The 21,429-nt window shown below is 59.9% G+C and carries 18 protein-coding genes; 9 read left to right on the plus strand and 9 right to left on the minus strand.

Going from position 1 to position 21,429, the window contains the following annotated elements:
- Positions 1-15: 15 nt before the first annotated feature.
- Positions 16-786: a lysophospholipid acyltransferase family protein gene (locus ACQKPS_RS04680; protein ID WP_254482393.1), complete on the plus strand. Its 771-nt coding sequence runs from the start codon at positions 16-18 to the stop codon at positions 784-786.
- A 177-nt stretch (positions 787-963) separates the two neighbouring features.
- Here the strand turns inward: ACQKPS_RS04680 and ACQKPS_RS04685 are convergent, their stop codons facing one another.
- Positions 964-2,583 (minus strand): MFS transporter, encoded by a 1,620-nt coding sequence (locus ACQKPS_RS04685; RefSeq protein WP_427602981.1) that lies wholly within the window; start codon positions 2,581-2,583, stop codon positions 964-966.
- 96 nt (positions 2,584-2,679) lie between these two features.
- Complete coding sequence (locus tag ACQKPS_RS04690; RefSeq protein ID WP_427602983.1) at positions 2,680-4,326, minus strand: GMC family oxidoreductase; 1,647 nt, start codon at positions 4,324-4,326, stop codon at positions 2,680-2,682.
- Between the two features lie 119 nt (positions 4,327-4,445).
- Between ACQKPS_RS04690 and ACQKPS_RS04695 the strand changes: the two genes are divergently transcribed.
- A complete protein-coding gene (locus ACQKPS_RS04695) occupies positions 4,446-5,333 on the plus strand; it encodes a LysR family transcriptional regulator (protein ID WP_254482390.1) in 888 nt (295 codons plus the stop codon).
- On the opposite strand, the gene ACQKPS_RS04700 is transcribed toward ACQKPS_RS04695, so the two are convergent.
- Genes ACQKPS_RS04700 through ACQKPS_RS04710 form a run of 3 tightly spaced genes read right to left on the minus strand, consistent with a single transcriptional unit; the run spans position 5,322 to position 8,318 of the window.
- A complete protein-coding gene (locus tag ACQKPS_RS04700; protein ID WP_283723505.1) occupies positions 5,322-6,140 on the minus strand; it encodes a sulfite exporter TauE/SafE family protein in 819 nt (272 codons plus the stop codon). The two genes, ACQKPS_RS04695 and ACQKPS_RS04700, sit on opposite strands and share 12 nt — an antisense overlap.
- Positions 6,137-7,393, minus strand: a complete 1,257-nt coding sequence (locus ACQKPS_RS04705) for an NAD(P)/FAD-dependent oxidoreductase (RefSeq protein ID WP_427602986.1) — start codon at positions 7,391-7,393, stop codon at positions 6,137-6,139. Before ACQKPS_RS04705 ends, ACQKPS_RS04700 begins: the two co-directional genes overlap by 4 nt.
- A 40-nt stretch (positions 7,394-7,433) precedes the next feature.
- Positions 7,434-8,318 carry an MBL fold metallo-hydrolase gene (locus ACQKPS_RS04710; RefSeq protein WP_254482387.1) on the minus strand — a complete coding sequence of 295 codons (885 nt, stop codon included), beginning with the start codon at positions 8,316-8,318 and terminating at the stop codon, positions 7,434-7,436.
- Positions 8,319-8,541: 223 nt separating this feature from the next.
- On the opposite strand from ACQKPS_RS04710, the gene ACQKPS_RS04715 reads away from it, so the two are divergent.
- Complete coding sequence (locus ACQKPS_RS04715) at positions 8,542-9,831, plus strand: sigma-54 interaction domain-containing protein (RefSeq protein ID WP_427602988.1); 1,290 nt, start codon at positions 8,542-8,544, stop codon at positions 9,829-9,831.
- Between the two features lie 126 nt (positions 9,832-9,957).
- Positions 9,958-10,362 (plus strand): RcnB family protein, encoded by a 405-nt coding sequence (locus tag ACQKPS_RS04720; RefSeq protein WP_427602990.1) that lies wholly within the window; start codon positions 9,958-9,960, stop codon positions 10,360-10,362.
- Positions 10,363-10,425: 63 nt separating this feature from the next.
- On the opposite strand, the gene gyrB is transcribed toward ACQKPS_RS04720, so the two are convergent.
- From gyrB to dnaA, 4 genes are read right to left on the minus strand one after another with little or no spacing between them, the layout of a single operon-like run.
- Entirely contained in the window at positions 10,426-12,846 is a 2,421-nt protein-coding gene (gene gyrB / locus ACQKPS_RS04725) for a DNA topoisomerase (ATP-hydrolyzing) subunit B (protein WP_427602992.1), read from the minus strand.
- A gap of 4 nt (positions 12,847-12,850) precedes the next feature.
- Positions 12,851-13,954 carry a DNA replication/repair protein RecF gene (gene recF, locus ACQKPS_RS04730; protein WP_254482382.1) on the minus strand — a complete coding sequence of 368 codons (1,104 nt, stop codon included), beginning with the start codon at positions 13,952-13,954 and terminating at the stop codon, positions 12,851-12,853.
- 15 nt (positions 13,955-13,969) lie between these two features.
- Entirely contained in the window at positions 13,970-15,073 is a 1,104-nt protein-coding gene (gene dnaN / locus ACQKPS_RS04735) for a DNA polymerase III subunit beta (RefSeq protein WP_054884436.1), read from the minus strand.
- A gap of 40 nt (positions 15,074-15,113) precedes the next feature.
- Entirely contained in the window at positions 15,114-16,652 is a 1,539-nt protein-coding gene (gene dnaA, locus ACQKPS_RS04740) for a chromosomal replication initiator protein DnaA (RefSeq protein WP_254482381.1), read from the minus strand.
- Positions 16,653-17,237: 585 nt separating this feature from the next.
- On the opposite strand from dnaA, the gene rpmH reads away from it, so the two are divergent.
- From rpmH to mnmE, 5 genes are all read left to right on the plus strand, one after another.
- Positions 17,238-17,372: a 50S ribosomal protein L34 gene (rpmH, locus tag ACQKPS_RS04745; RefSeq protein WP_003253163.1), complete on the plus strand. Its 135-nt coding sequence runs from the start codon at positions 17,238-17,240 to the stop codon at positions 17,370-17,372.
- Between the two features lie 13 nt (positions 17,373-17,385).
- A complete protein-coding gene (rnpA, locus tag ACQKPS_RS04750) occupies positions 17,386-17,790 on the plus strand; it encodes a ribonuclease P protein component (RefSeq protein WP_254485638.1) in 405 nt (134 codons plus the stop codon).
- Complete coding sequence (gene yidD / locus ACQKPS_RS04755; RefSeq protein ID WP_079230263.1) at positions 17,783-18,028, plus strand: membrane protein insertion efficiency factor YidD; 246 nt, start codon at positions 17,783-17,785, stop codon at positions 18,026-18,028. Before rnpA ends, yidD begins: the two co-directional genes overlap by 8 nt.
- A 2-nt stretch (positions 18,029-18,030) precedes the next feature.
- Positions 18,031-19,707 carry a membrane protein insertase YidC gene (gene yidC / locus ACQKPS_RS04760; RefSeq protein WP_254482380.1) on the plus strand — a complete coding sequence of 559 codons (1,677 nt, stop codon included), beginning with the start codon at positions 18,031-18,033 and terminating at the stop codon, positions 19,705-19,707.
- An 85-nt stretch (positions 19,708-19,792) separates the two neighbouring features.
- Complete coding sequence (mnmE, locus tag ACQKPS_RS04765; protein ID WP_427602995.1) at positions 19,793-21,163, plus strand: tRNA uridine-5-carboxymethylaminomethyl(34) synthesis GTPase MnmE; 1,371 nt, start codon at positions 19,793-19,795, stop codon at positions 21,161-21,163.
- Positions 21,164-21,429 lie beyond the last annotated feature (266 nt).

The following is a 21,429-nucleotide window of genomic DNA, read 5'->3' on the forward strand; positions in this document are numbered from 1 at the left end:
ACGGTACTTGCCACTATGTCGATCCTGCAGGCGATCAGAATCGTTCTTTTTTACCTGCTGCTGGGCACCAGTTCGCTGCTGTGGTGCTCGCTGAGCTTTTTCGTCGCGCCATTCCTGTCGTTCCCCAAGCGCTACACGTTCATCAACGTGTACTGGTGCCGCTGCGCACTGTTCCTGGTGCGCACCATCCTCGGTATCAATTACAAGGTCACGGGCGCCGAGAACGTACCGGATGAGCCCTGCGTGATCCTGTCCAACCACCAGAGCACGTGGGAAACCTTCTTCCTTTCCCAGTACTTTTCGCCGCTGAGCCAGGTGCTCAAGCGCGAGCTGCTGTATGTGCCGTTCTTTGGATGGGCCATGGCCATGCTGCGGCCCATCGCGATCAACCGCGACAACCCCAAGGAAGCACTGCGTCAGGTGGCCAGCAAGGGTGACGAGTTGCTCAAGCAGAAAACCTGGGTGCTGATTTTCCCTGAAGGTACCCGCGTACCGTTCGGTACCGTGGGCAAATTCTCCCGCGGCGGTACCGCGCTGGCGGTGAATGCCGGCTTGCCAGTGCTGCCGATTGCTCATAACGCCGGCAAATTCTGGCCGAAGACTGGCTGGGGCAAGCGCTCAGGCACCATCGAGGTAGTGATCGGCAAGCCGATGTACGCCGAGGGCTCGGGGCCGCGAGCCATTGCCGAGCTCAACGACCGTGCTGCAGCGTGGAACGAAGCCACCCAGAGGGCCATGGGATCGCTGCCACCAGTGGATGAGAAACCGCAAGAGCAGATGGCTTGACGATCTGTGGATAAGTTGTGAGCAATTTTTTGACCGAGTGCCTGGATTCAGCGCTAAGTGCATGAATTAGCTATTTATTTCTGCTCATGACAATTTTCTGAAAAACGTGCATAAGTTTTTTCAGGGCATAAGAAAACCGGCTTTTACAGCCGGTTTTTTTATGGCTCGGTGATAGCGTCAGACTTTGTCGATATCCACGTCTATGGTTTCCTTCAAGCAGAACATTCCCACCACCAGGCTGATGCCGGTCACCAGCACCGGGTACCACAAGCCATAGAAGATATCCCCGGTATACACCACCAGCGCGAACGACACGGTCGGCAGGAAGCCACCGAACCAGCCGTTGCCGATGTGGTAGGGCAGCGACATCGAGGTGTAGCGGATACGGGTCGGGAACAGCTCGACCATCACCGCCGCCAGTGGCCCGTAGGTCATGGTCGCGATCAGGATCATCGCCACGATCAGCACCACCACCATCACCTGGTTGACTTGCCCCGGCTCGGCCTTGGCCGGGTAGCCCGCCTGCTCGATCGCCGTGCGCATGGCCGCTTCGTCGAAGCCATTGATGGTTTTGTCGCCAATGTTCACCACCACATCACTGCCGGCCACGTTCACCGAGCTGTATGGCAGACCCTGCTTGACCAGGAAGGTCTTGACCTTGTCGCAGGGGCTGTCGAAACGTGCCTTGCCAACCGGGTCGAACTGGAAGGTGCAGCCTTGCGGGTCAGCAGTCACCACGATGGGTGCCTGGCGGCTGGCGGCATCGATCTGCGGGTTGGCGTAGTGGCTCAGGGCCTTGAACAACGGGAAGTACAGCACGGTGGCCAGCAGCAGGCCGAGCATCAGGATAGGTTTGCGCCCGACACGGTCGGAAAGCCAACCGAAGAAGACGAAGAACGGTGCGCCGATCACCACGCTTATGATCAGCAAGGTATTGGCCTGAGCAGGGTCCATCTTGAGCATCTGGGTCATGAAAAACAGCACGTAGAACTGCGCCGTGTAAAAGGTCACAGCCTGCCCGGCGTTGATGCTGAACAGCGCGGTAAGCACGACTTTCAGGTTGGGCCAGGAGGTGAACGACTCGCGGATCGGTGACTTGCTGACCTTGCCCTGAGCTTTCATTTTCACGAAGGCTGGCGACTCGTGCATGCTCATGCGGATCCAGGTGGATATCCCCAGCAAGATGATCGACAGCAGGAACGGCAGACGCCAGCCCCAGGTTTCGAACTGGTCACCACTGATGTAACGGCTGCCCAGCACTACCAGCAACGACAGCAGCAAGCCCAGGGTCGCCGTCGACTGGATGAAACCGGTATGGAAGCCACGCTTGCCGGGGGGCGCGTGCTCGGCCACGTAAGTGGCGGCCCCCCCATATTCACCGCCCAGCGCCAGCCCCTGGAGCATGCGCAGGATCACCAGGATGATCGGTGCCGCGATGCCAATGCTGGCGTAAGTTGGCAACAGGCCTACAGCGAACGTCGACAGGCCCATCAGGACGATGGTCACCAGGAAGGTGTACTTGCGCCCGATCATGTCACCCAGGCGGCCGAACACCAGCGCACCGAATGGCCGCACCAGGAAGCCAGCAGCAAACGCCATGAGGGCGAAGATGAAGGCCGTGGTGTCGTTGACCCCGGCAAAGAACTGCTTGCTGATAACGGCGGCCAGGGCCCCATAGAGAAAAAAGTCATACCACTCGAAAACTGTCCCGAGGGACGACGCGAAAATGATCTTGCGTTCTTCACGACGGCTGGAGGTGCTTGCCGTTGCACCCTGCTCTTGGATGTAATCCGACATCGTTGCTGTCCTCGGCCCGCAGGCCACAGTGATTATTCTTGTTGTTCCACTGTCGGCAGCTTGTGACCGCGAGCTGCCGGTGTTGCATGCTCCCGGTCAGGGGGTCGGTATGGCGTCTTCGTTCAGGTAAGTCTGGGTTGCCGCTCCTTTGAGGATCAGTTGCGCCGCCTTCTCGGCGATCATCAGGGTGGGGGAACAGGTATTGCCGGAAGTGATTTGCGGCATGATCGAAGCGTCGGCCACACGCAAGCCAGGTATGCCATGCACGCGCAGCTGGTTATCCACAACGTCCAGGTCGCTGTTACCCATGCGGCAGGTGCCGACCGGGTGGAAGATGGTGGTGCCGATCTTACCGGCCGCCTCGAACAATTCTTCCTCGGTTTGCAGCGTTGGACCTGGCAGATACTCCTGGGGATCGAAAACGGCAAGGGCAGGGGCTTGGACGATGCGCCGGGTCAGGCGGATGGCATCGGCGGCGACGCGCAGGTCCTGGGGGGCGCTCAAGTAGTTGGGATCAATCAGCGGTGTGCTGTGCATGTCTGCACTGCGGATATCAATGCGCCCACGGCTGGCAGGGCGCAGGTTGCACACCGAGGCGGTGAACGCCGGAAACTGATGCAGTGGCTCGCCGAAGCGCTCCAGTGATAGCGGCTGCACGTGATACTGCAGGTTCGGTGTGGCCTGCTCCGGGCTCGAACGTACGAAGGCACCCAGTTGGCTAGGCGCCATGGCCAGCGGGCCACTGCGGTCGTAGAGATAGCGCAGGCCCATGCCCAGCTTGCCCCACAGGCTGTTGGCCATCTGGTTGAGAGTGCGGGTATTGCGGATCTGGTAGATCAGCCGCAGCTGCAGATGATCCTGCAGGTTGCCGCCTACTCCGGGCATGTCGTGGCGTACGCCAATGCCCAGGCTTTCGAGCAGCTTGCGCGGGCCAATGCCAGACCGCTGGAGAATGCCGGGCGAGCCCACGGCGCCAGCACAAAGAATGATCTCGCGCCGCGCTGCAAACTCGTGCCAGGCGCCTTGCCACTGCGCCTTGACTGCACGGGCACGGGTATTGTTCAACAACACTTGGTCAACCTGCACGCCGGTCAGCACGGTGAGGTTGGGGCGGTCCTTGATCGGCCGAAGAAAAGCCTTGGCGGCGTTCCAGCGCACACCGCTGCGCTGATTGACCTGAAAGTATCCACAGCCCTGGTTATCGCCGGTGTTGAAGTCATCGACCTTGCCAATGCCACTCTGCTCGGCTGCGTCACGGAAGGCATCGAGGATCGGCCAGCTATAGCGCTGACGCTCCACTCGCCATTCGCCGTTACCGCCATGGTGCTCGCTGGCGCCAGCAAAGTGGTTCTCACTGGCCTTGAATAACGGCAGCACATCCTTCCAGGCCCAACCCTCGTTGCCTTGCTCAGCCCAATGGTCGTAATCGGCGCCCTGGCCACGCATATAGATCATGCCGTTGATGGATGAACAGCCACCGAGTACCTTGCCCCGGGGATATCCCAGGGCGCGACCGAGCAGGCCGGGTTGTGCTTCGGTCTTGAAGCACCAGTCGGTGCGTGGGTTGCCGATGCAGTACAGATACCCGACGGGGATATGAATCCAGGGATAGTTGTCGCGACCACCGGCTTCAAGCAGCAGGACACGGCTGGAAGGGTCGGCGGACAAACGATTGGCCAGCAGACAGCCGGCGGGGCCAGCACCTACGACCACGTAGTCGAAGACAGAATCGGCTGATGGCATGTGCAACCTCGCGCCTGATTATTATTCTTGTCCCGATCCATCTTAGTGAGTAATTTCGCCAAGGGAACACGAGATTTCGCGCAGCCGTTGTGCGTTTTAGCACAGCCATAAGGATCAGCATGTTCGACTGGAACGATCTGCGGTTTTTCCTCGAGTTGCAGCGCAGCGGCCGCCTGCTCAGTGCGGCCAAGCGCCTCAATACAACGCACAGCACGGTCGCCCGACATATCGAGAGCATCGAGAAGAGCCTGGGCACGCCGCTGTTCGTGCAGCACGCCCAAGGCTATGAACTGACTCCGTCGGGCCAGGCTCTGCTCAAGCACGCCGAAGCCATGGAGAACGTCGCCCTGCTGGCGCAGGAAGAAATCACCCAGGCCATCACCCCACTTGGCAAGATTCGCCTGGGTGTGACCGAAGGCATCGGCATCATGTTCTTCACCCCGCGCATGAGCGAGCTGTTTGCCCGCTATCCGGGGCTGGAGGTGGAATTGGTGGCGGTACCGCGCTTCGTCAGCATCCTCAACCGCGAAGCCGAGATCAGCATCCATCTGGAGCGTCCCAACGCCGACCTGCTGATCACCCGCAAGCTCACCGACTACCGCCTGGCGCTGTACGCCAGCCAGGACTACCTGGACCGGGCACCGCCACTGCGTAACCGCGAGGACCTGGCTCGGCACAGCTGGATCGGCTATGTCGATGACTTGCTGTTCAGCCAGGAACTGCTGTTTCTCAACAGCTTTTGCCGGGCACCGAACGTGGCCTTTCGCAGCACCAGCGTGATCGCCCAGCAAACCGCCGCACGTGCGGGACTCGGCATCGCCGTGCTGCCCAACTACATGGCTCGTCATGATCCGGCGCTGGTCCGGGTGCTGCCCAGCGAGACCATCCAGCGCAGCTACTGGATCTGTACTCGCCGCGAGTTGCACAAGTCGGTGCGCCTGCGGGTGGTATGGGACTACCTCCTGGCACTGTGCGCGGCGGAACAGGACGAGCTGCTAGCCGAGTAGCGCCTTGGCAGCCAGCAGTACGGCTGCCAGCCAACCGGCGACAGCGAACATCTGCTGCAGGCGTGGGCCGGCAATCCGTGTGGCAAGCGGCCTGGCCAGCAACAGGCCGATCACTGCCCCTATGGCAAAGGGTGCACCGATCCGCCAATGCATCACACCGGCCACGCTGGCGCTGACCACACTCCCCGTGGAAACCAGCGCAATGACCGCCAGCGAGGTCGAGACAATGCTCTTCATGCGCAGGTTGGTATAGCGATTCAAGGCCGGGATGATCACAAAGCCCCCGCCGACGCCCAGCAGGCCGGAAAGCAAGCCGGACATGACGCCGGTAAACGCCAAGGCTCGAGCGCAAGGTAACGTCCAGCGCAATCGCCCCTGCAGCGGGTTCAGCACGCAGGGTTCGATGTAGCGATGGGCCTCGCTGCCTTCACCACGCAGCGCTTTGCCCGCCTTGCTCCAGATGCGCAGGCAGGCGTAGATCAGCACGGCAGCGAACACCAGCGCCAAGGGTGTATTGGGCAAGCGGTGGGCCAGCATCAGGCCGAACGGTGCCGCTGCAATACCGATCAGGGCGATGAACAGGGCGGCGCGATAACGCACCAGCCCTTCGCGCAGGCCCAGTACCGCACCCACCGCCGCAGCAAGCCCCACGGCGAGCAGGCCGATGGGTGCCGCTTCGACCATCGACAGCCCAAGCCCGAACACCAGCAGCGGTACGGCCAGGATGCCACCACCGGCGCCGGTCAGCGCCAGCACCGCACCGATGATCGCACCCAGTCCCGCGCCCAACAGTTGATGTTCGATCACTGTGCGCCCTCGGCGTCCAGCGGTTGTGGGCGCGCCAGCCACTCTCGACCTTTGAGCATCCCCTGCCAGTACAACGGCGGCAGCACCCGTGCCTTGAGCAGCCAGGCCAGGCGTGTCGGCTGACGGCCATCGAGCAGCCAGCGGGGGAAGCTCGGCGCGACCTTGCCGCCATAGGTGAACTCGGCCAGGACGATCTTGCCGCGCTCGACGGTCAGCGGGCAGGAACCATAGCCGTCGTACTGGGCCAGGGTAGGGAGGCGGCCGAGCGCTACCAGCACGTTGTTGGCTACCACTGGCGCCTGCTTGCGCGCCGCCGCGGCAGTCTTGGCATTGCTGGTGCTGGCCACATCGCCCAGTGCGTGGATGTTGGCGAACCGGCGGTGGCGCAAGGTATGCGGATCGACATCAACCCACCCGGCTGCATCGGCCAAGGGGCTCTGGCGGATGAAGTCCGGGGCAACCTGTGGCGGTACCACATGCAACAGGTCGAAGGATTCGCTACGGGTTTCAGTGCTACCGTCGGCCAGTGTGCGCACGAAGGTGGCACGCTGGCTGGGCCCATCCACGGCAACCAGCCGATGGCTGTAATTGAGATCGACGCCGTACTTGTCGATGTAGGCCATCAAGGCTGGCACATAGTCGGGAACGCCGAACAGCACTGCACCGGCATTGAAGAAACTGGCTTTCACGTCGCCTAGCCGCCCACTGCGCAGCCAATGGTCGCAGGACAGGTACAGGGCCTTTTGCGGCGCGCCAGCGCACTTGATCGGCATCGGCGGCTGGGTGAACAGTGCACGGCCTTGCTTGAGCGTTTGCACCAGCTCCCACGTGTAAGGTGCCAGGTCGTAGCGGTAGTTGGAGGTGACACCGTTGCGACCAAGGGTTTCGCCAAGCCCATCGATCGCGTCCCAGTCGAGCTTGAGGCCCGGGCAGACCACCAACTGTTCATAACTGATGGCGCGGCCACACTCCAGGGTGACCAGCTGCGCAGATGGGTCGAAAGCCTGGACACGCGCCTTGATCCACCGCACGCCGCGCGGGATGGTCGAAGCCATGGTACGGGCGGTGCTCGGCGTATTGAACACGCCGGCGCCGACCAGGGTCCAGCCGGGCTGGTAGTAGTGCACGTCGGCAGGGTCGATCAGGGCAATGTCCAGCGACGGGTCACGGGCAATCAGGCTGGAGGCAGTGGCGATACCGGCGGCACCGGCACCGACGATGACCACCTTGTGGTGGTCGGCATTGGCAGGCATGGCAGTCAATCCTGGAGTTTCTGGTTATAGGGCAGGGCAGTCAAAGCTTGTTCAGCGGGATCTTCAGGTAGCTCACGCCGTTTTCCTCAGGCTCCGGGAGCTGGCCGCTGCGCATGTTGACCTGCACCGATGGCAGGATCAGCACGGGCATGTCGAGGGTCTTGTCGCGGGCTTCGCGCATGGCCACGAAGCTGTCCTCGTCGATGCCTTGGTGGATGTGGATATTGCTGGCGCGCTGCTCGGCAACCGTGGTGACGTAGCGCATCTCGCGCCCGCCTGGCAGATAGTCGTGGCACATGAACAGCAGCGTCTGGTCGGGGAAGGCCAGCAACCGACGGATCGAGCGGTACAGCGTGCGCGCATCGGCGCCGGGGAAGTCGCAGCGGGCGGTACCGTAGTCAGGCATGAACAGGGTATCGCCGACGAACACCGCCGTCTCACCTGCGTCCGCGACCATGTAACTGAGGCATGCCGGTGTATGTCCGGGGGTGTGCAACGCACGGGCATGCAGGTTGCCGATGCAAAAGCCCTCTTCATCTTCGAAAAGCACATCGAACTGGCTGCCATCACGGGCGAAGCCAGGCTCGGCATTGAACAGCGTGCCAAAGACTTTCTGCACTTGGGTAATGTGCGCACCGATGGCGGTATGGCCGCCGAGCTTGCCTTTGAGGTAAGCCGCCGCCGAGAGGTGGTCGGCGTGCACGTGGGTTTCCAGCACCCATTGCACGGTGGCCTTGAGCTCTGTCACACGATCGATCAGGCGATCCGCCGAAGCGGTGCAGGTGCGCCCGGACTTGGGGTCGTAGTCCAGCACGCTGTCGATCAGTGCGCACTGAAGGGTTTCACGATCCATGACCAGATAGCTGATGGTCGAGGTCGCCTCGTCGTAGAAGGCGTCCACGTGAAGGTTGTTGCCGATGATCATCACGTTCTCCAGATTGTCTGCCTCGGCTTCTATGGGCGTAGGCAGTGGGAGGAGGTTTATCAAGATGCATGCCAGGCGCTTCTGCGAACCTGGGCCAATGAACATGGCCCTTTGATCACCGCTGTCCGTGCCGGTGGCAGTACATTTGGCAGTCGACTGTCAGCCAATGGCAGTGTTTGGCAGTCCTTGTTACCCTGCGCCAGGTTATCCAATCGGTGTCGTCATGCCTGAAACTCATCCACTCATCCTAGCCTTGGTTTCCTACCTTGAGCACGATGCCCTGCCTGCCATCGTGCTGGACACCGACTACAACATACTCGCCGCCAACGCGGCTTATCGCCGTCAGTTCGGTCGAGACGAGCAGGCACCACTGGGTGAGAAGTGCCACCGGGTGTCGCATCACTACGCTGTGCCATGTGACCAGGCCGGTGAGCACTGCCCGATGCGCAAGGCGTGGGACAGTAAAGTGCCGGAGCGTGTGCTGCATATTCATCACACGCCGCGTGGCCCTGAGCATGTGGATGTAGAGTTGCGGCCGATCCTCGATGAGCAGGGCAGGGTGGTGGCTTTCGTCGAGCGGCTGACCAGCATCACGCTGGCCTCCGCACAACCTCAAGAACAAGGGCTGGTCGGGCGAGCGCCAGCGTTCAAGACTGCGCTGGCCAGCCTTCAGCGTGCGGCACCCGCGCAGATTCCTGTGCTGCTGCAGGGCGAGTCGGGTACCGGCAAGGAGCTGTTTGCCCGCGCTATTCATATGGGTAGCCCACGGGCTAATGGTCCGCTGGTGGTCGTCGACTGTACCGGCCTGACCGAGTCGCTGTTCGAAAGCGAGCTGTTCGGTTACGAGAAGGGTGCATTCACCGGCGCCAATCAGCGCAAGATCGGTTTGGCCGAGGCTGCCCACGGTGGCACATTGTTCCTCGACGAAATCGGCGAAGTGCCATTGGCGATGCAAGTCAAACTGCTGCGCCTGATCGAGTCAGGGAGTTTTCGCCCGGTCGGCAGCCTGCGCACCGTGCATTCGGATTTCCGCCTGGTTTCGGCGACCCATAAGCCGCTGAAGAAAATGGTGGCTGAGGGGACGTTCCGGGAAGACCTGTATTACCGCATCAGCGGTTTCCCTATCCGCTTGCCGGCTTTGCGCGAGCGCGTGGAGGATTTGCCGCTGCTGGCCGAGAGTCTGCTGCAACGCATGGCTGGCAAGCCGACCCCGAGCCTGACTGAAGCGGCGCTGAAGCAACTCATGCTGCATGCCTTCCCCGGGAACATTCGCGAGTTGCGCAACATCCTGGAAAGGGCTCGGTTATTTGCCGATGACGGGCTGATCCGACCAGAGCACCTACCCGAAGAGGTCGGGCGACAGCAGACATTGGCCATGAGCAAAGGGCGAAACGATCTGAGTGATCTCGCGCACGCACTGGAGCAGTTCGAAGGATCACGCAGCGAGCTGGCCCGTCACCTTGGCATGAGTGAGCGAACCCTCTATCGCCGCTTGAAAACGCTTGGTTTGTAGTCCGTAGACCTTTACCGGACCTTTACCTCTGCCCTTACATTAAGCGGAAAAGTTTGTGGTCTGATCAGTTAACCGCACCAGGCAGACGTTTTACCTGCCGGGCGTCAACAGTCAGAGGTTCCGCACATGAAGAAAGCCCTAACCGTACTCTGCGCCGCGCTTGTGCTCAGCACACCCTTGGCCAGTTTTGCTCAACCAGGGCCGGACCGCCATGACGGTGGTCCGTCCCATCAGAGCGACCCGTCACGTGGCCAACCCGAGCGGCATGACCGTCATGACAACGGTCGCTACCCGGCCTACCGCAACCCGAACTTCCGACCTGAAGCCGGCATGCCGATGCCGTACCAGCAATGGCATCGTGGCTATGTGGTGGAGCCGCGTTATCGCGCAGACCGCTACTGGGTGACCGATTGGCGTGCGCGCCATCTGTACGCGCCACCTCGTGATCACCGCTGGTTGTACGTGAACGGGGACTATGTGCTGGTGGCGATTGCCTCAGGCGTGGTTGTCAGCGTTCTCTCCGGCTACTGATTCTCACAGCCACAAAAAAGCCCGCATCAGCGGGCTTTCTTGTTTCTGGCGATCTACACCGGATCAGAAGTCCAGGTTCGACACCGACAGCGCATTGCTTTCGATGAAGTCACGGCGTGGCTCCACCGCATCGCCCATCAGGGTGTTGAAGATCTGGTCGGCGGCAATCGCATCTTCGATGGTGACCTTGAGCATGCGGCGGACGGTTGGGTCCATGGTGGTTTCCCACAGCTGCTCCGGGTTCATCTCGCCCAGACCTTTGTATCGCTGAATGGTATGGCGCTTGGTGCTTTCGTTCATCAGCCAGTCCAGCGCTTCCTTGAACTCGGTGATCGCCTTGCGACGTTCACCGCGCTGCACGTAAGCACCCTCGCCGAGCAGGGTAGACAGCTTGGCACCCACGGTGGCCACCGAGCGGTAGTCGTTGCTGCCGAAGAAGTCGCGGTTGAAGGTGACGTAGCTGGCCAGACCGTGGGAGGTAACTTCCACTTCCGGCAACCAGACATTGCGTTCCTTGTCTTCGCGCAGGCTGGCCTGATAGACCAGGCCCGACTTCTGGCTGCTGTTCAAGCGCTCCTGGAACTTCACCAGCCACGCTTGCATCACGGCGTGATCGGCCAGCTGCTCCAAGGTGACTTCCGGCAGGTAAATGAAGTGCTCGGTGATGTCTTCCGGGTACAGCCGCGACAGACGCTTGAGGGTCTTCATCACGGCGCGGAATTCGTTCACCAGCGTTTCCAGTTGTACGCCGGAAACGGCTGGCGCCGATTCGTCCAGGTGCAAGCTGGCATCTTCGAGGGCCGATTGGGTCATGTATTCTTCCATGGCCTCGTCGTCCTTGATGTACTGCTCCTGCTTGCCTTTCTTGACCTTGTACAGCGGCGGCTGGGCGATATAGATGTAGCCGCGCTCGACCAGCTCCGGCAACTGACGGAAGAAGAAGGTCAGCAGCAGGGTACGGATGTGCGAACCGTCGACGTCAGCATCGGTCATGATGATGATGTTGTGATAACGCAGCTTGTCGATGTTGTACTCTTCGCGGCCGATACCACAGCCCAGTGCCGTGATGAGCGTGCCCACTTCCTGGGACGAGATCATCTTGTCGAAGCGCGCTTTCTCGACGTTGAGAATCTTGCCCTTCAGCGGCAGGATTGCCTGGGTGCGACGGTTACGGCCTTGCTTGGCCGAGCCGCCTGCGGAGTCACCCTCCACCAGGTACAGTTCGGAAAGGGCAGGGTCCTTCTCCTGGCAGTCCGCCAGTTTGCCCGGCAGGCCGGCGATATCCAGCGCGCCTTTACGGCGAGTCATTTCCCGGGCTTTACGCGCCGCCTCACGGGCACGGGCAGCGTCGATCATCTTGCCGACAACGGCCTTTGCTTCGTTCGGGTTTTCCAGCAGGAAGTCGGCGAAGTATTTGTTCATCTCTTGTTCCACGGCGGTTTTCACCTCCGAGGAGACCAGCTTGTCCTTGGTCTGTGAGCTGAACTTCGGATCCGGCACTTTCACCGAAATGATCGCCGTCAGGCCTTCACGGGCGTCGTCACCGGTGGTGGCAACTTTGTTCTTCTTGGCCAGACCTTCCTGCTCGATGTAGCTGTTCAGGCTACGGGTCAGCGAGGAGCGGAAGCCGACCAGGTGCGTACCGCCGTCACGCTGCGGAATGTTGTTGGTGAAACACAGCAGGTTTTCGTTGAAGCTGTCGTTCCACTGCAGCGCAATCTCGACACCCACGCCATCGTCACGCTGGACGTTGAAGTGGAAGACCTGCGAGTTGACCGGGGTCTTGTTGGTGTTGAGGTATTCAACGAAGGCCTTCAAGCCACCTTCATACTTGAAGAACTCTTCCTTGCCCGAGCGCTCATCCTTCAACAGAATGCCAACACCCGAATTGAGGAACGACAATTCGCGGATCCGCTTGGCCAGGATGTCCCAGCTGAAGTGGATGTTCTTGAAGGTTTCAGCCGATGGCTTGAAGTGGATGTGAGTACCGGTAGTTTCGCTGTCGCCGACAACGGCCATCGGAGCCTGCGGAACCCCGTGAACGTAGGTCTGCTCCCAGATCTTGCCACTGCGGCGAACCGTCAGCACCAGCTTCTCGGACAGGGCGTTCACGACCGACACACCTACACCGTGCAGACCGCCGGATACCTTGTAGGAGTTGTCGTCGAACTTACCGCCGGCGTGCAGCACGGTCATGATGACCTCGGCTGCCGAAACGCCTTCCTCTTTATGCACGTCAACCGGAATGCCGCGACCGTTATCGCGCACGCTGATGGATTCGTCCGGGTGGATGATGACCGTGATGTCATCGCAGTGACCGGCGAGGGCTTCGTCGATCGAGTTGTCGACCACTTCGAAGACCATGTGGTGCAGGCCGCTACCATCATCGGTGTCGCCAATGTACATGCCGGGACGCTTGCGTACGGCATCCAAACCTTTCAGCACCTTGATGCTGGAGGAGTCGTACGTTTGATTTTCGCTCATGCCTTCACTCCCGATGGTCGTGGGTCTGGGTGATACGGCCATGTTCCACGTGGAACAAGGCAACTGGCGTTTCCGTTTGCCAGCCTTCCCTCAGTAATTCGTGATCTACACAGGTGATGAATACCTGGCAGCGTAATTCTTCAAGCAAGCGGCACAGTGCGCGGCGGTGCTGGTCATCCAGCTCAGACGGCAGGTCGTCAACGAGATAAATACAGAGGCCGCGACGAGCCTGACTGACGAGGTGCCCCTGTGCGATACGCAATGCGCACACAACCAGCTTTTGCTGACCACGCGACAGGATGTCGGCTGCATTATTGGCAGCCAGACGAAGACGCAGATCTGCTCGCTGCGGGCCGGCCTGGGTGTGGCCCATCTGCTGATCGCGAAGGACAGAGGAGGCGAGTACTTCTTGCAGTTCCCGGTCCTTGTCCCAGCCTCGGTAGTAGCTCAGGGTCAACCCGTCCAGCTCGACCAGTTCGCTCAGGGTTTGCTCGAAGACGGGCTTCAAGGCCTTGATGTAGTTGCGACGGTATTCATCTATTTCCGCGCTGGCCAGGCATAACTCTCTGTCCCAGGCGGCTTGCGAAGCAGCGTCAAGTGTACCATGCCGCAACCATGAGTTCCGCTGCCGCAGCGCCTTCTGCAAGCGCTGCCAGGCAGGCAGAAAACGAGGTTCCACGTGGAACACTCCCCAATCGAGAAACTGCCGACGGATTTTCGGTGCACCCTCCAGCAACCGAAAACTGTCCGGGTTGATCAATTGCAGCGGCAACAATTCAGCCAGCTGAGCGGCGCTCCTGGCATTCTGCCCGTCAATGCGGATAGTGAACTCGCCCGCCCGCTCCCGTGAAACGCCCAGGTTGCTGGAGCCACTTTCGGCCAACTGCACCTCACCAAATACCGTACAAGCGGGCTGCTCATACTGAATGACCGGGTTCAACCGAGTACTGCGAAATGACCGGGCAAGGCCAAGCAGGTGCACGGCTTCGAGCACACTGGTCTTGCCGCTGCCATTGGCGCCGTAGAGGATATTGATGCGGGGGGACGGTGAGAGGGTCACCGGGTGCAGGTTACGCACCCCGGTGACCATGAGACGTCGAAGGGACATTTCGTCTGCTACGAGTTACAGACGCATCGGCATGACAACGTAGGAGGAATCGTCATTGCCTGCTTCCTGCAGCAGGGCACTGCTGTTGGAGTCAGACAGAATCAGACGAACTTGCTCGGTAGTCATAACGCCCAGCACGTCAAGCAGGTAACTGACGTTGAAGCCGATCTCGAGCGAGCTACCTTCGTAGTCCACACCGATCTCTTCTTCTGCTTCTTCCTGCTCAGGGTTATTGGCCTGAATTTTCAGTTGGCCTGCAGCCAGCTGCAGGCGAATGCCACGGTACTTCTCGTTGGAGAGAATCGCAGTACGGCTGAACGCTTCACGCAGCGCCTGACGGTCACCCACCACCAGCTTGTCCCCCCCCTTCGGCAGTACGCGCTCATAGTCCGGGAACTTGCCGTCGACCAGTTTCGAGGTGAAGGTGAACTCACCGGTGGTCGCACGGATGTGATGCTGGCCAAGAACGATGCTGACCATGCCTTCCGGATCGGTGAGCAGGCGCGCCAGTTCAAGGATACCCTTGCGTGGAACGATGACCTGATGGCGATCATCCTGTTCAATCGGAGCACTCATCGAGCACAGCGCCAGACGGTGACCGTCGGTGGATACCGCACGCAGGGTATTGCGCGACACTTCCAGCAGCATGCCATTGAGGTAGTAACGCACGTCCTGCTGAGCCATGGCGAAGCTGGTGCGCTCGATCAGACGGCGCAGCTTGCTTTGCTCCAGGTTGCAGGTCAGCGAGCCCGGGCCCTCTTCAACGGTGGGGAAATCGTTGGCAGGCAAGGTCGACAAGGTGAAGCGGCTACGGCCGGCTTTGACCAGCAGCTTCTGCTCGTCGACCTTGATGTCGATCAGGACATCGTTGGGCAGGCTCTTGCAGATGTCCATCAGCTTGCGCGCCGGGACAGTGATCTCGCCTGGCTCTGCCGGCTCTTCCAGTTGCACGCGGCCAACCAGTTCGACTTCCAGGTCGGTACCGGTCAACGACAGCTGCTGGCCTTGCACGACCAGCAGGACGTTGGATAGCACCGGCAAGGTCTGGCGGCGCTCGACGACACCGGCGACCAGTTGCAGGGGTTTCAACAGGGCTTCGCGTTGAATGGTGAAATGCATGGTCTAGTCCCTTGCCTTCAAATAGCTGCGCTGGCGACCATCACGTCGTCAGCGTCCGCAGCAGGTTCTTGTAGTCCTCGCGGATGTCCGCGTCGGATTCCTTCAATTCGTTGATCTTGCGGCAGGCGTGCAGCACGGTGGTGTGGTCGCGGCCGCCAAACATGTCGCCGATTTCCGGCAGACTGTGGTTGGTCAGCTCCTTCGACAGTGCCATGGCAACCTGACGGGGACGCGCAACGGAGCGCGAGCGGCGTTTGGACAACAGATCGGCAATCTTGATCTTGTAGTACTCGGCCACGGTCCGCTGGATGTTATCCACACTCACCAGCTTGTCCTGCAGCGCCAGCAAGTCCTTCAGCGACTCGCGAATCAGCTCGATCGTGATGTCACGGCCCATGAAGTGCGAGTGAGCGATCACCCGCTTCAGGGCGCCCTCGAGTTCACGTACATTGGAGCGAATACGCTGAGCGATGAAGAACGCGGCATCATGCGGCAACTCGACCTTGGCCTGGTCGGCCTTCTTCATCAAGATCGCCACACGTGTTTCCAGTTCAGGCGGCTCGACGGCAACCGTCAGTCCCCAGCCGAAGCGCGACTTCAGGCGCTCTTCCAGGCCTTCGATTTCCTTCGGGTAACGGTCGCTGGTGAGAATCACCTGCTGACCACCCTCGAGCAGCGCATTGAAGGTGTGGAAAAACTCTTCCTGGGAACGCTCTTTACGGGCGAAGAACTGGATATCGTCGATCAGCAGCGCATCGACCGAACGGTAGAAACGCTTGAATTCATTGATGGCGTTCAGCTGCAGCGCCTTGACCATATCCGCGACGAAGCGCTCGGAATGCAGGTACACGACCTTGGCATTCGGGTTCTTCTTCAGCAGGTGGTTACCCACCGCATGCATCAAGTGGGTCTTACCCAGGCCCACGCCGCCATAGAGGAACAGCGGATTGTAGCCATGCTTGGGGTTGTCGGCGACCTGCCAGGCTGCGGCGCGGGCCAACTGGTTCGACTTACCTTCCACAAAGGTCTCGAAGGTGAACGTCCGGTTCAGGTAGCTGGTGTGCTTGAGCGCGCCTTCTACCTGAACAGTGCGCTGTTCGGTACGGCTGCCGGTAGCCGCTGCCGAAGGGCTGTCCCCCATGCTGTCGAAGCTGTCACTCGAAGCCGGTTCAACCACCTCGTTCGCTTGCACCGCCTCTGTGGCTGGTGCCTGCGCCGGTTCGGCAATAGCGGTAATCGCAGACGCAGTGGCCTGTTGCGTCTGGCTTTGCGCAAGCGTGGCAGCCACTGCGGCGCTGACGGGTGCATTAGGTGCAGCACGTGGAGCAGAGCTGCGACGGCTACCTATTAATAAGGAAAGGGCAGGCGCAATACCGTCGCCGTTTTCACCCAACAGTTCGAGCAGACGGCCGAGGTACTTTTCATTCACCCAGTCGAGCACGAAACGGTTCGGCGCATAGACGCGCAACTCGTCGCCTTCGGCTTCGACCTGTAGCGGACGGATCCAGGTGTTGAATTGCTGGGCAGGCAGTTCATCGCGCAGAAGCTCCACGCACTGCTGCCAAAGTTCCACTGACACGGATATCCCCTGAGTTGAAAGCCGGATGAGGCAAAAACAAACCGCCATTGTACCGGTCGAGCGATCAGTTATCCACATGTGGAAACATTCTGAGCCACGACAAAACAGCCATTTAGCGGCAAAAACGTCCCTCAGCGACTGTGAATAAGGTCTGTGGATAACCCGTCCTGAGGGCTATGCACAACCCTGGGTCGCGGGCTGTTGATAACTCAACTGTGGATAACGGTATTTTCTATCCACAGCCTTTCAGCAGGTCCAGCACAAGCGCAGCACGTGTTACCGACAAGGTTTCAGATTCCTGTAAACCGCGTAAAACCTTGGCTGCGCTGTGTTATCCACAGAAGGTTATCCACTTAAGATTTATAAGTTCTTCAGAAAAGCTTTTTATATGTCTCTTCTTTTTTTTCATTTTGTCGTCCATCTGGTTGGCTGAGCAACCCTCCCTTGGCCGAGCAGCAATCAGGACGCCTTCTATAAGGAAAGACTGGTTGGAAATTGACCTATGGGCTTGCTTTCTCTAGAATCGCCGATCTCTTAAAAAGGGGGCCATTCCGGCCCGTAGTCGACAAACCAGGTAACAACGCCATGAAACGTACTTTCCAACCAAGCACCATCAAGCGCGCTCGCACCCACGGCTTCCGTGCCCGTATGGCTACCAAGAACGGCCGCGCTGTTCTGTCGCGTCGTCGTGCCAAAGGCCGTAAGCGTCTGGCCATTTGATTTTTCGGCACAGGTGGTGAGTCAGGACTTCAGTCGGGAAAAGCGACTGCTTACACCCCGGCACTTCAAAGCGGTCTTCGACTCCCCAACCGGCAAGGTTCCAGGGAAAAACCTGCTGATTCTTGCTCGCGAGAACGGCCTTGATCACCCACGGCTTGGCCTGGTGATCGGCAAGAAGAGCGTCAAGCTCGCCGTTCAACGCAACCGCCTCAAGCGCTTGATGCGCGATTCCTTCCGGCTCAACCAGCAATCGCTGGGTGGCCTGGATATAGTGATCGTCGCGCGCAAGGGATTGGGTGAGATAGAAAACCCGGAATTGCACCAACACTTTGGCAAGCTCTGGAAACGCCTGGCACGCAGCCGGCCAACTCCAGCGGCTAACGCCGATTCCGCAGGGGTAGACAGTCAAAATGCGTAAACTGGCCCTCGTTCCGATCCAGTTTTACCGTTACGCCATCAGTCCCCTGATGGCCAATCACTGTCGTTTTTACCCCAGTTGCTCCTGTTACGCTCTTGAAGCCATTGAAAACCATGGCCTCTTGCGTGGCGGGTGGCTAGCCGTTCGTCGCCTGGGGCGTTGTCATCCGTGGAACGACGGCGGTTTCGATCCCGTTCCCCCCGCTCCTTCCTCCCGAACTTCTTCGATAGCCGAGTAATCATGGATATTAAACGCACGATCCTGATCGTCGCCCTGGCAATCGTGTCCTACGTCATGGTCCTCAAGTGGAACGAGGACTACGGCCAGGCTGCCCTGCCGACTCAGAATACTGCTGCCAGCACTGTTGCCCCGGCCTTGCCCGATGGTGTGCCGGCCGGTACCGCCAGCGCCGATGTGCCGAGCGCCAATGCCGAATCCAGCCCTGCCGAACTGGCCCCGGTTGCAGTCAGCAAGGACCTGATCCGGATCAAGACTGATGTCCTGGACCTGGCTATCGATCCGGTCGGTGGTGACATCGTCCAGCTGAACCTGCCGAAATACCCACGCCGTCAGGACCATCCGGACATTCCGTTCCAGCTGTTCGACAACGGTGGCGAGCGCGTCTACCTGGCGCAGAGCGGCCTGACCGGCGCCAACGGCCCGGATGCCCGTTCGTCGGGTCGTCCGTTGTACGCTACCGAACAGAAGAGCTACCAGCTGGCTGATGGCCAGGACCAACTGGTCGTCGACCTCAAGTTCAGCGATAACGGCGTCAACTACATCAAGCGCTTCAGCTTCAAGCGCGGTGAGTACGACCTGAATGTCAGCTACCTGATCGACAACCAGAGCGGCCAGACCTGGAACGGCAACATGTTTGCCCAGCTCAAGCGTGACGCCAGTTCCGATCCATCGTCGAGCACCGCTACCGGCACCGCGACCTACTTGGGCGCCGCCATGTGGACTGCTTCCGAGCCTTACAAAAAGGTCTCGATGAAGGACATCGATAAAGGAAGTTTGAAAGAAAATGTGTCCGGCGGCTGGGTCGCCTGGCTGCAGCACTACTTCGTAACCGCCTGGATTCCGGCCAAGTCGGACAATAATGTTGTCCAGACCCGCAAGGACAGCCAGGGCAACTACATCATCGGCTACACCGGCCCTGTGCTCAGCGTTCCGGCTGGCGGCAAGGTTGAGACCAGCGCCATGTTGTACGCCGGTCCGAAGATCCAGTCCAAGCTGAAAGAACTGTCCCCAGGTCTGGAACTGACCGTCGACTACGGCTTCCTGTGGTTCATTGCCCAGCCAATCTTCTGGTTGCTGCAACATATCCACAGCCTGCTGGGTAACTGGGGTTGGTCGATCATCGTGCTGACCATGCTCATCAAGGGCCTGTTCTTCCCGCTCTCGGCTGCCAGCTATCGCTCGATGGCGCGCATGCGTGCCGTGGCACCGAAGCTTGCTGCATTGAAGGAACGCTTCGGTGATGATCGCCAGAAGATGTCCCAGGCGATGATGGAGCTGTACAAGAAAGAGAAGATCAACCCGCTGGGCGGCTGCCTGCCGATCCTGGTGCAAATGCCGGTGTTCCTGTCGCTGTACTGGGTACTGCTGGAAAGCGTCGAGATGCGCCAGGCCCCATGGATGCTGTGGATCACCGACCTGTCGATCAAGGATCCGTTCTTCATCCTGCCGATCATCATGGGTGCCACCATGTTCATCCAGCAGCGTCTGAACCCGACGCCTCCGGATCCGATGCAGGCCAAGGTGATGAAAATGATGCCGATCATCTTCACCTTCTTCTTCCTGTGGTTCCCGGCTGGTCTGGTGCTGTACTGGGTTGTGAACAACTGCCTGTCGATCACTCAGCAGTGGTACATCACCCGCCGTATCGAAGCAGCCACCAAAAAAGCTGCTGCTTGACGGGCTACTGCGCTAGCCTGTGAATAAAAACGCCCCTTCGGGGGCGTTTTTGCTATCTGTCGTTTTGTCGTAGAGGCTTTCGAGCATGAACACTGTGCGTGAAACCATCGCTGCCATCGCCACCGCCCAAGGCCGCGGTGGCGTCGGTATCGTCAGGCTGTCCGGGCCATTGGCAAGCAAGGCGGGCCAGTTGATCACCGGCCGGACGCTGACGCCACGCTATGCCCACTACGGGCCATTCCGCGATGAGGATGGCCTGGTGCTGGATGAAGGCATTGCGTTGTATTTCCCAGGGCCTAACTCGTTTACCGGCGAGGATGTACTCGAGTTGCAGGGGCATGGCGGCCCAGTGGTACTGGATATGCTGCTGCAGCGCTGTGTACAAGTCGGCTGCCGTCTGGCGCGGCCAGGCGAATTCAGCGAGCGGGCGTTCCTCAATGACAAGCTGGATCTGGCCCAGGCGGAAGCCATCGCTGACCTGATCGAGGCGAGCTCCAGCCAGGCTGCACGCAATGCCTTGCGCTCGCTGCAGGGCGAATTCTCCAAGCGTGTGCACAGCCTGACAGAGGCACTGATTGCCCTGCGTATCTATGTCGAGGCCGCGATCGACTTCCCGGAAGAGGAAATCGATTTCCTGGCCGATGGCCATGTCTTGTCGATGCTCGATGCTGTCCGCGCCGAGTTATCCACTGTCCAGCGCGAGGCCGGGCAGGGCGCTTTGCTGCGTGACGGCATGACAGTGGTCATCGCCGGCCGGCCGAACGCCGGCAAGTCGAGCTTGTTGAACCAGTTGGCGGGGCGTGAGGCGGCCATCGTCACCGACATCGCCGGCACCACCCGGGATATTTTGCGAGAACATATCCACATCGACGGCATGCCCCTGCACGTCGTCGATACGGCCGGCCTGCGAGATACCGACGACCACGTGGAAAAGATCGGCGTGGAACGCGCACTCAAGGCTATCGGCGAGGCCGACCGGGTACTCCTGGTCGTCGATTCCACCGCACCCGAGGCCAGTGACCCGTTCGCCTTGTGGCCCGAGTTTCTTGATCAACGCCCAGATCCGGCGAAGGTCACGCTGATTCGCAACAAAGCGGACCTCAGCGGTGAGCGGGTAGGGCTGGAGTTGTGCGACGACGGCCATGTAACCATCACCCTGAGTGCCAAAGGTGACATCCAGGGGCTGCAGTTGCTGCGCGATCACCTGAAGGCCTGCATGGGTTATGAACAGACCGCCGAGAGCGGTTTCAGCGCCCGTCGGCGCCATCTGGATGCCTTGCGCCAGGCCAGTTCGCACCTGGAGCACGGCCGCGCACAACTGACCCTGGCTGGCGCGGGTGAACTGTTGGCCGAAGACTTGCGTCAGGCCCAGCAGGCCCTGGGTGAAATCACCGGCGCGTTCAGTTCCGATGACCTGCTTGGGCGGATCTTCTCCAGTTTCTGCATCGGCAAGTAGTCCACAGCTTTCCTAATCCAAGGCCGCTCCTTCGGGAGCGGCTTTTTTTTGCCTGCGATTTATCCACTCGTCGGATCTTAGACACCCAAGCTGGCCCCTGTAGGAGCGGCTTTAGCCGCGAAGAGGCCAGTACAGATCTACATAAAATTACCCACAGACACATTTTCATGTTCAGGAGCCCTGTGGAAAACCCGACTTCAGCCCTCTTGATAAGCTGGCTTTTTTTCTGAGGACTAATCCGCTTGTGGGTAAACCATCATTTAATC

This window comes from Pseudomonas sp. NPDC086566, from assembly GCF_050280885.1.
GTDB lineage: Bacteria > Pseudomonadota > Gammaproteobacteria > Pseudomonadales > Pseudomonadaceae > Aquipseudomonas > Aquipseudomonas vlassakiae.

Excerpts from the sequence above, each read along its gene's own strand:
- ACQKPS_RS04690 (WP_427602983.1), bottom strand. The coding sequence starts at position 4,326 with ATGCCATCAGCCGATTCTGTCTTCGACTACGTGGTCGTAGGTGCTGGC.
- ACQKPS_RS04720 (WP_427602990.1), top strand. The coding sequence starts at position 9,958 with ATGAAGAAAGCCCTAACCGTACTCTGCGCCGCGCTTGTGCTCAGCACA.
- ACQKPS_RS04695 (WP_254482390.1), top strand. The coding sequence starts at position 4,446 with ATGTTCGACTGGAACGATCTGCGGTTTTTCCTCGAGTTGCAGCGCAGC.
- dnaN (WP_054884436.1), bottom strand. The coding sequence starts at position 15,073 with ATGCATTTCACCATTCAACGCGAAGCCCTGTTGAAACCCCTGCAACTG.
- recF (WP_254482382.1), bottom strand. The coding sequence starts at position 13,954 with ATGTCCCTTCGACGTCTCATGGTCACCGGGGTGCGTAACCTGCACCCG.
- ACQKPS_RS04705 (WP_427602986.1), bottom strand. The coding sequence starts at position 7,393 with ATGCCTGCCAATGCCGACCACCACAAGGTGGTCATCGTCGGTGCCGGT.
- ACQKPS_RS04710 (WP_254482387.1), bottom strand. The coding sequence starts at position 8,318 with ATGATCATCGGCAACAACCTTCACGTGGACGCCTTCTACGACGAGGCG.
- ACQKPS_RS04715 (WP_427602988.1), top strand. The coding sequence starts at position 8,542 with ATGCCTGAAACTCATCCACTCATCCTAGCCTTGGTTTCCTACCTTGAG.
- mnmE (WP_427602995.1), top strand. The coding sequence starts at position 19,793 with ATGAACACTGTGCGTGAAACCATCGCTGCCATCGCCACCGCCCAAGGC.
- ACQKPS_RS04680 (WP_254482393.1), top strand. The coding sequence starts at position 16 with ATGTCGATCCTGCAGGCGATCAGAATCGTTCTTTTTTACCTGCTGCTG.
- yidC (WP_254482380.1), top strand. The coding sequence starts at position 18,031 with ATGGATATTAAACGCACGATCCTGATCGTCGCCCTGGCAATCGTGTCC.
- yidD (WP_079230263.1), top strand. The coding sequence starts at position 17,783 with ATGCGTAAACTGGCCCTCGTTCCGATCCAGTTTTACCGTTACGCCATC.
- rpmH (WP_003253163.1), top strand. The coding sequence starts at position 17,238 with ATGAAACGTACTTTCCAACCAAGCACCATCAAGCGCGCTCGCACCCAC.
- gyrB (WP_427602992.1), bottom strand. The coding sequence starts at position 12,846 with ATGAGCGAAAATCAAACGTACGACTCCTCCAGCATCAAGGTGCTGAAA.
- ACQKPS_RS04685 (WP_427602981.1), bottom strand. The coding sequence starts at position 2,583 with ATGTCGGATTACATCCAAGAGCAGGGTGCAACGGCAAGCACCTCCAGC.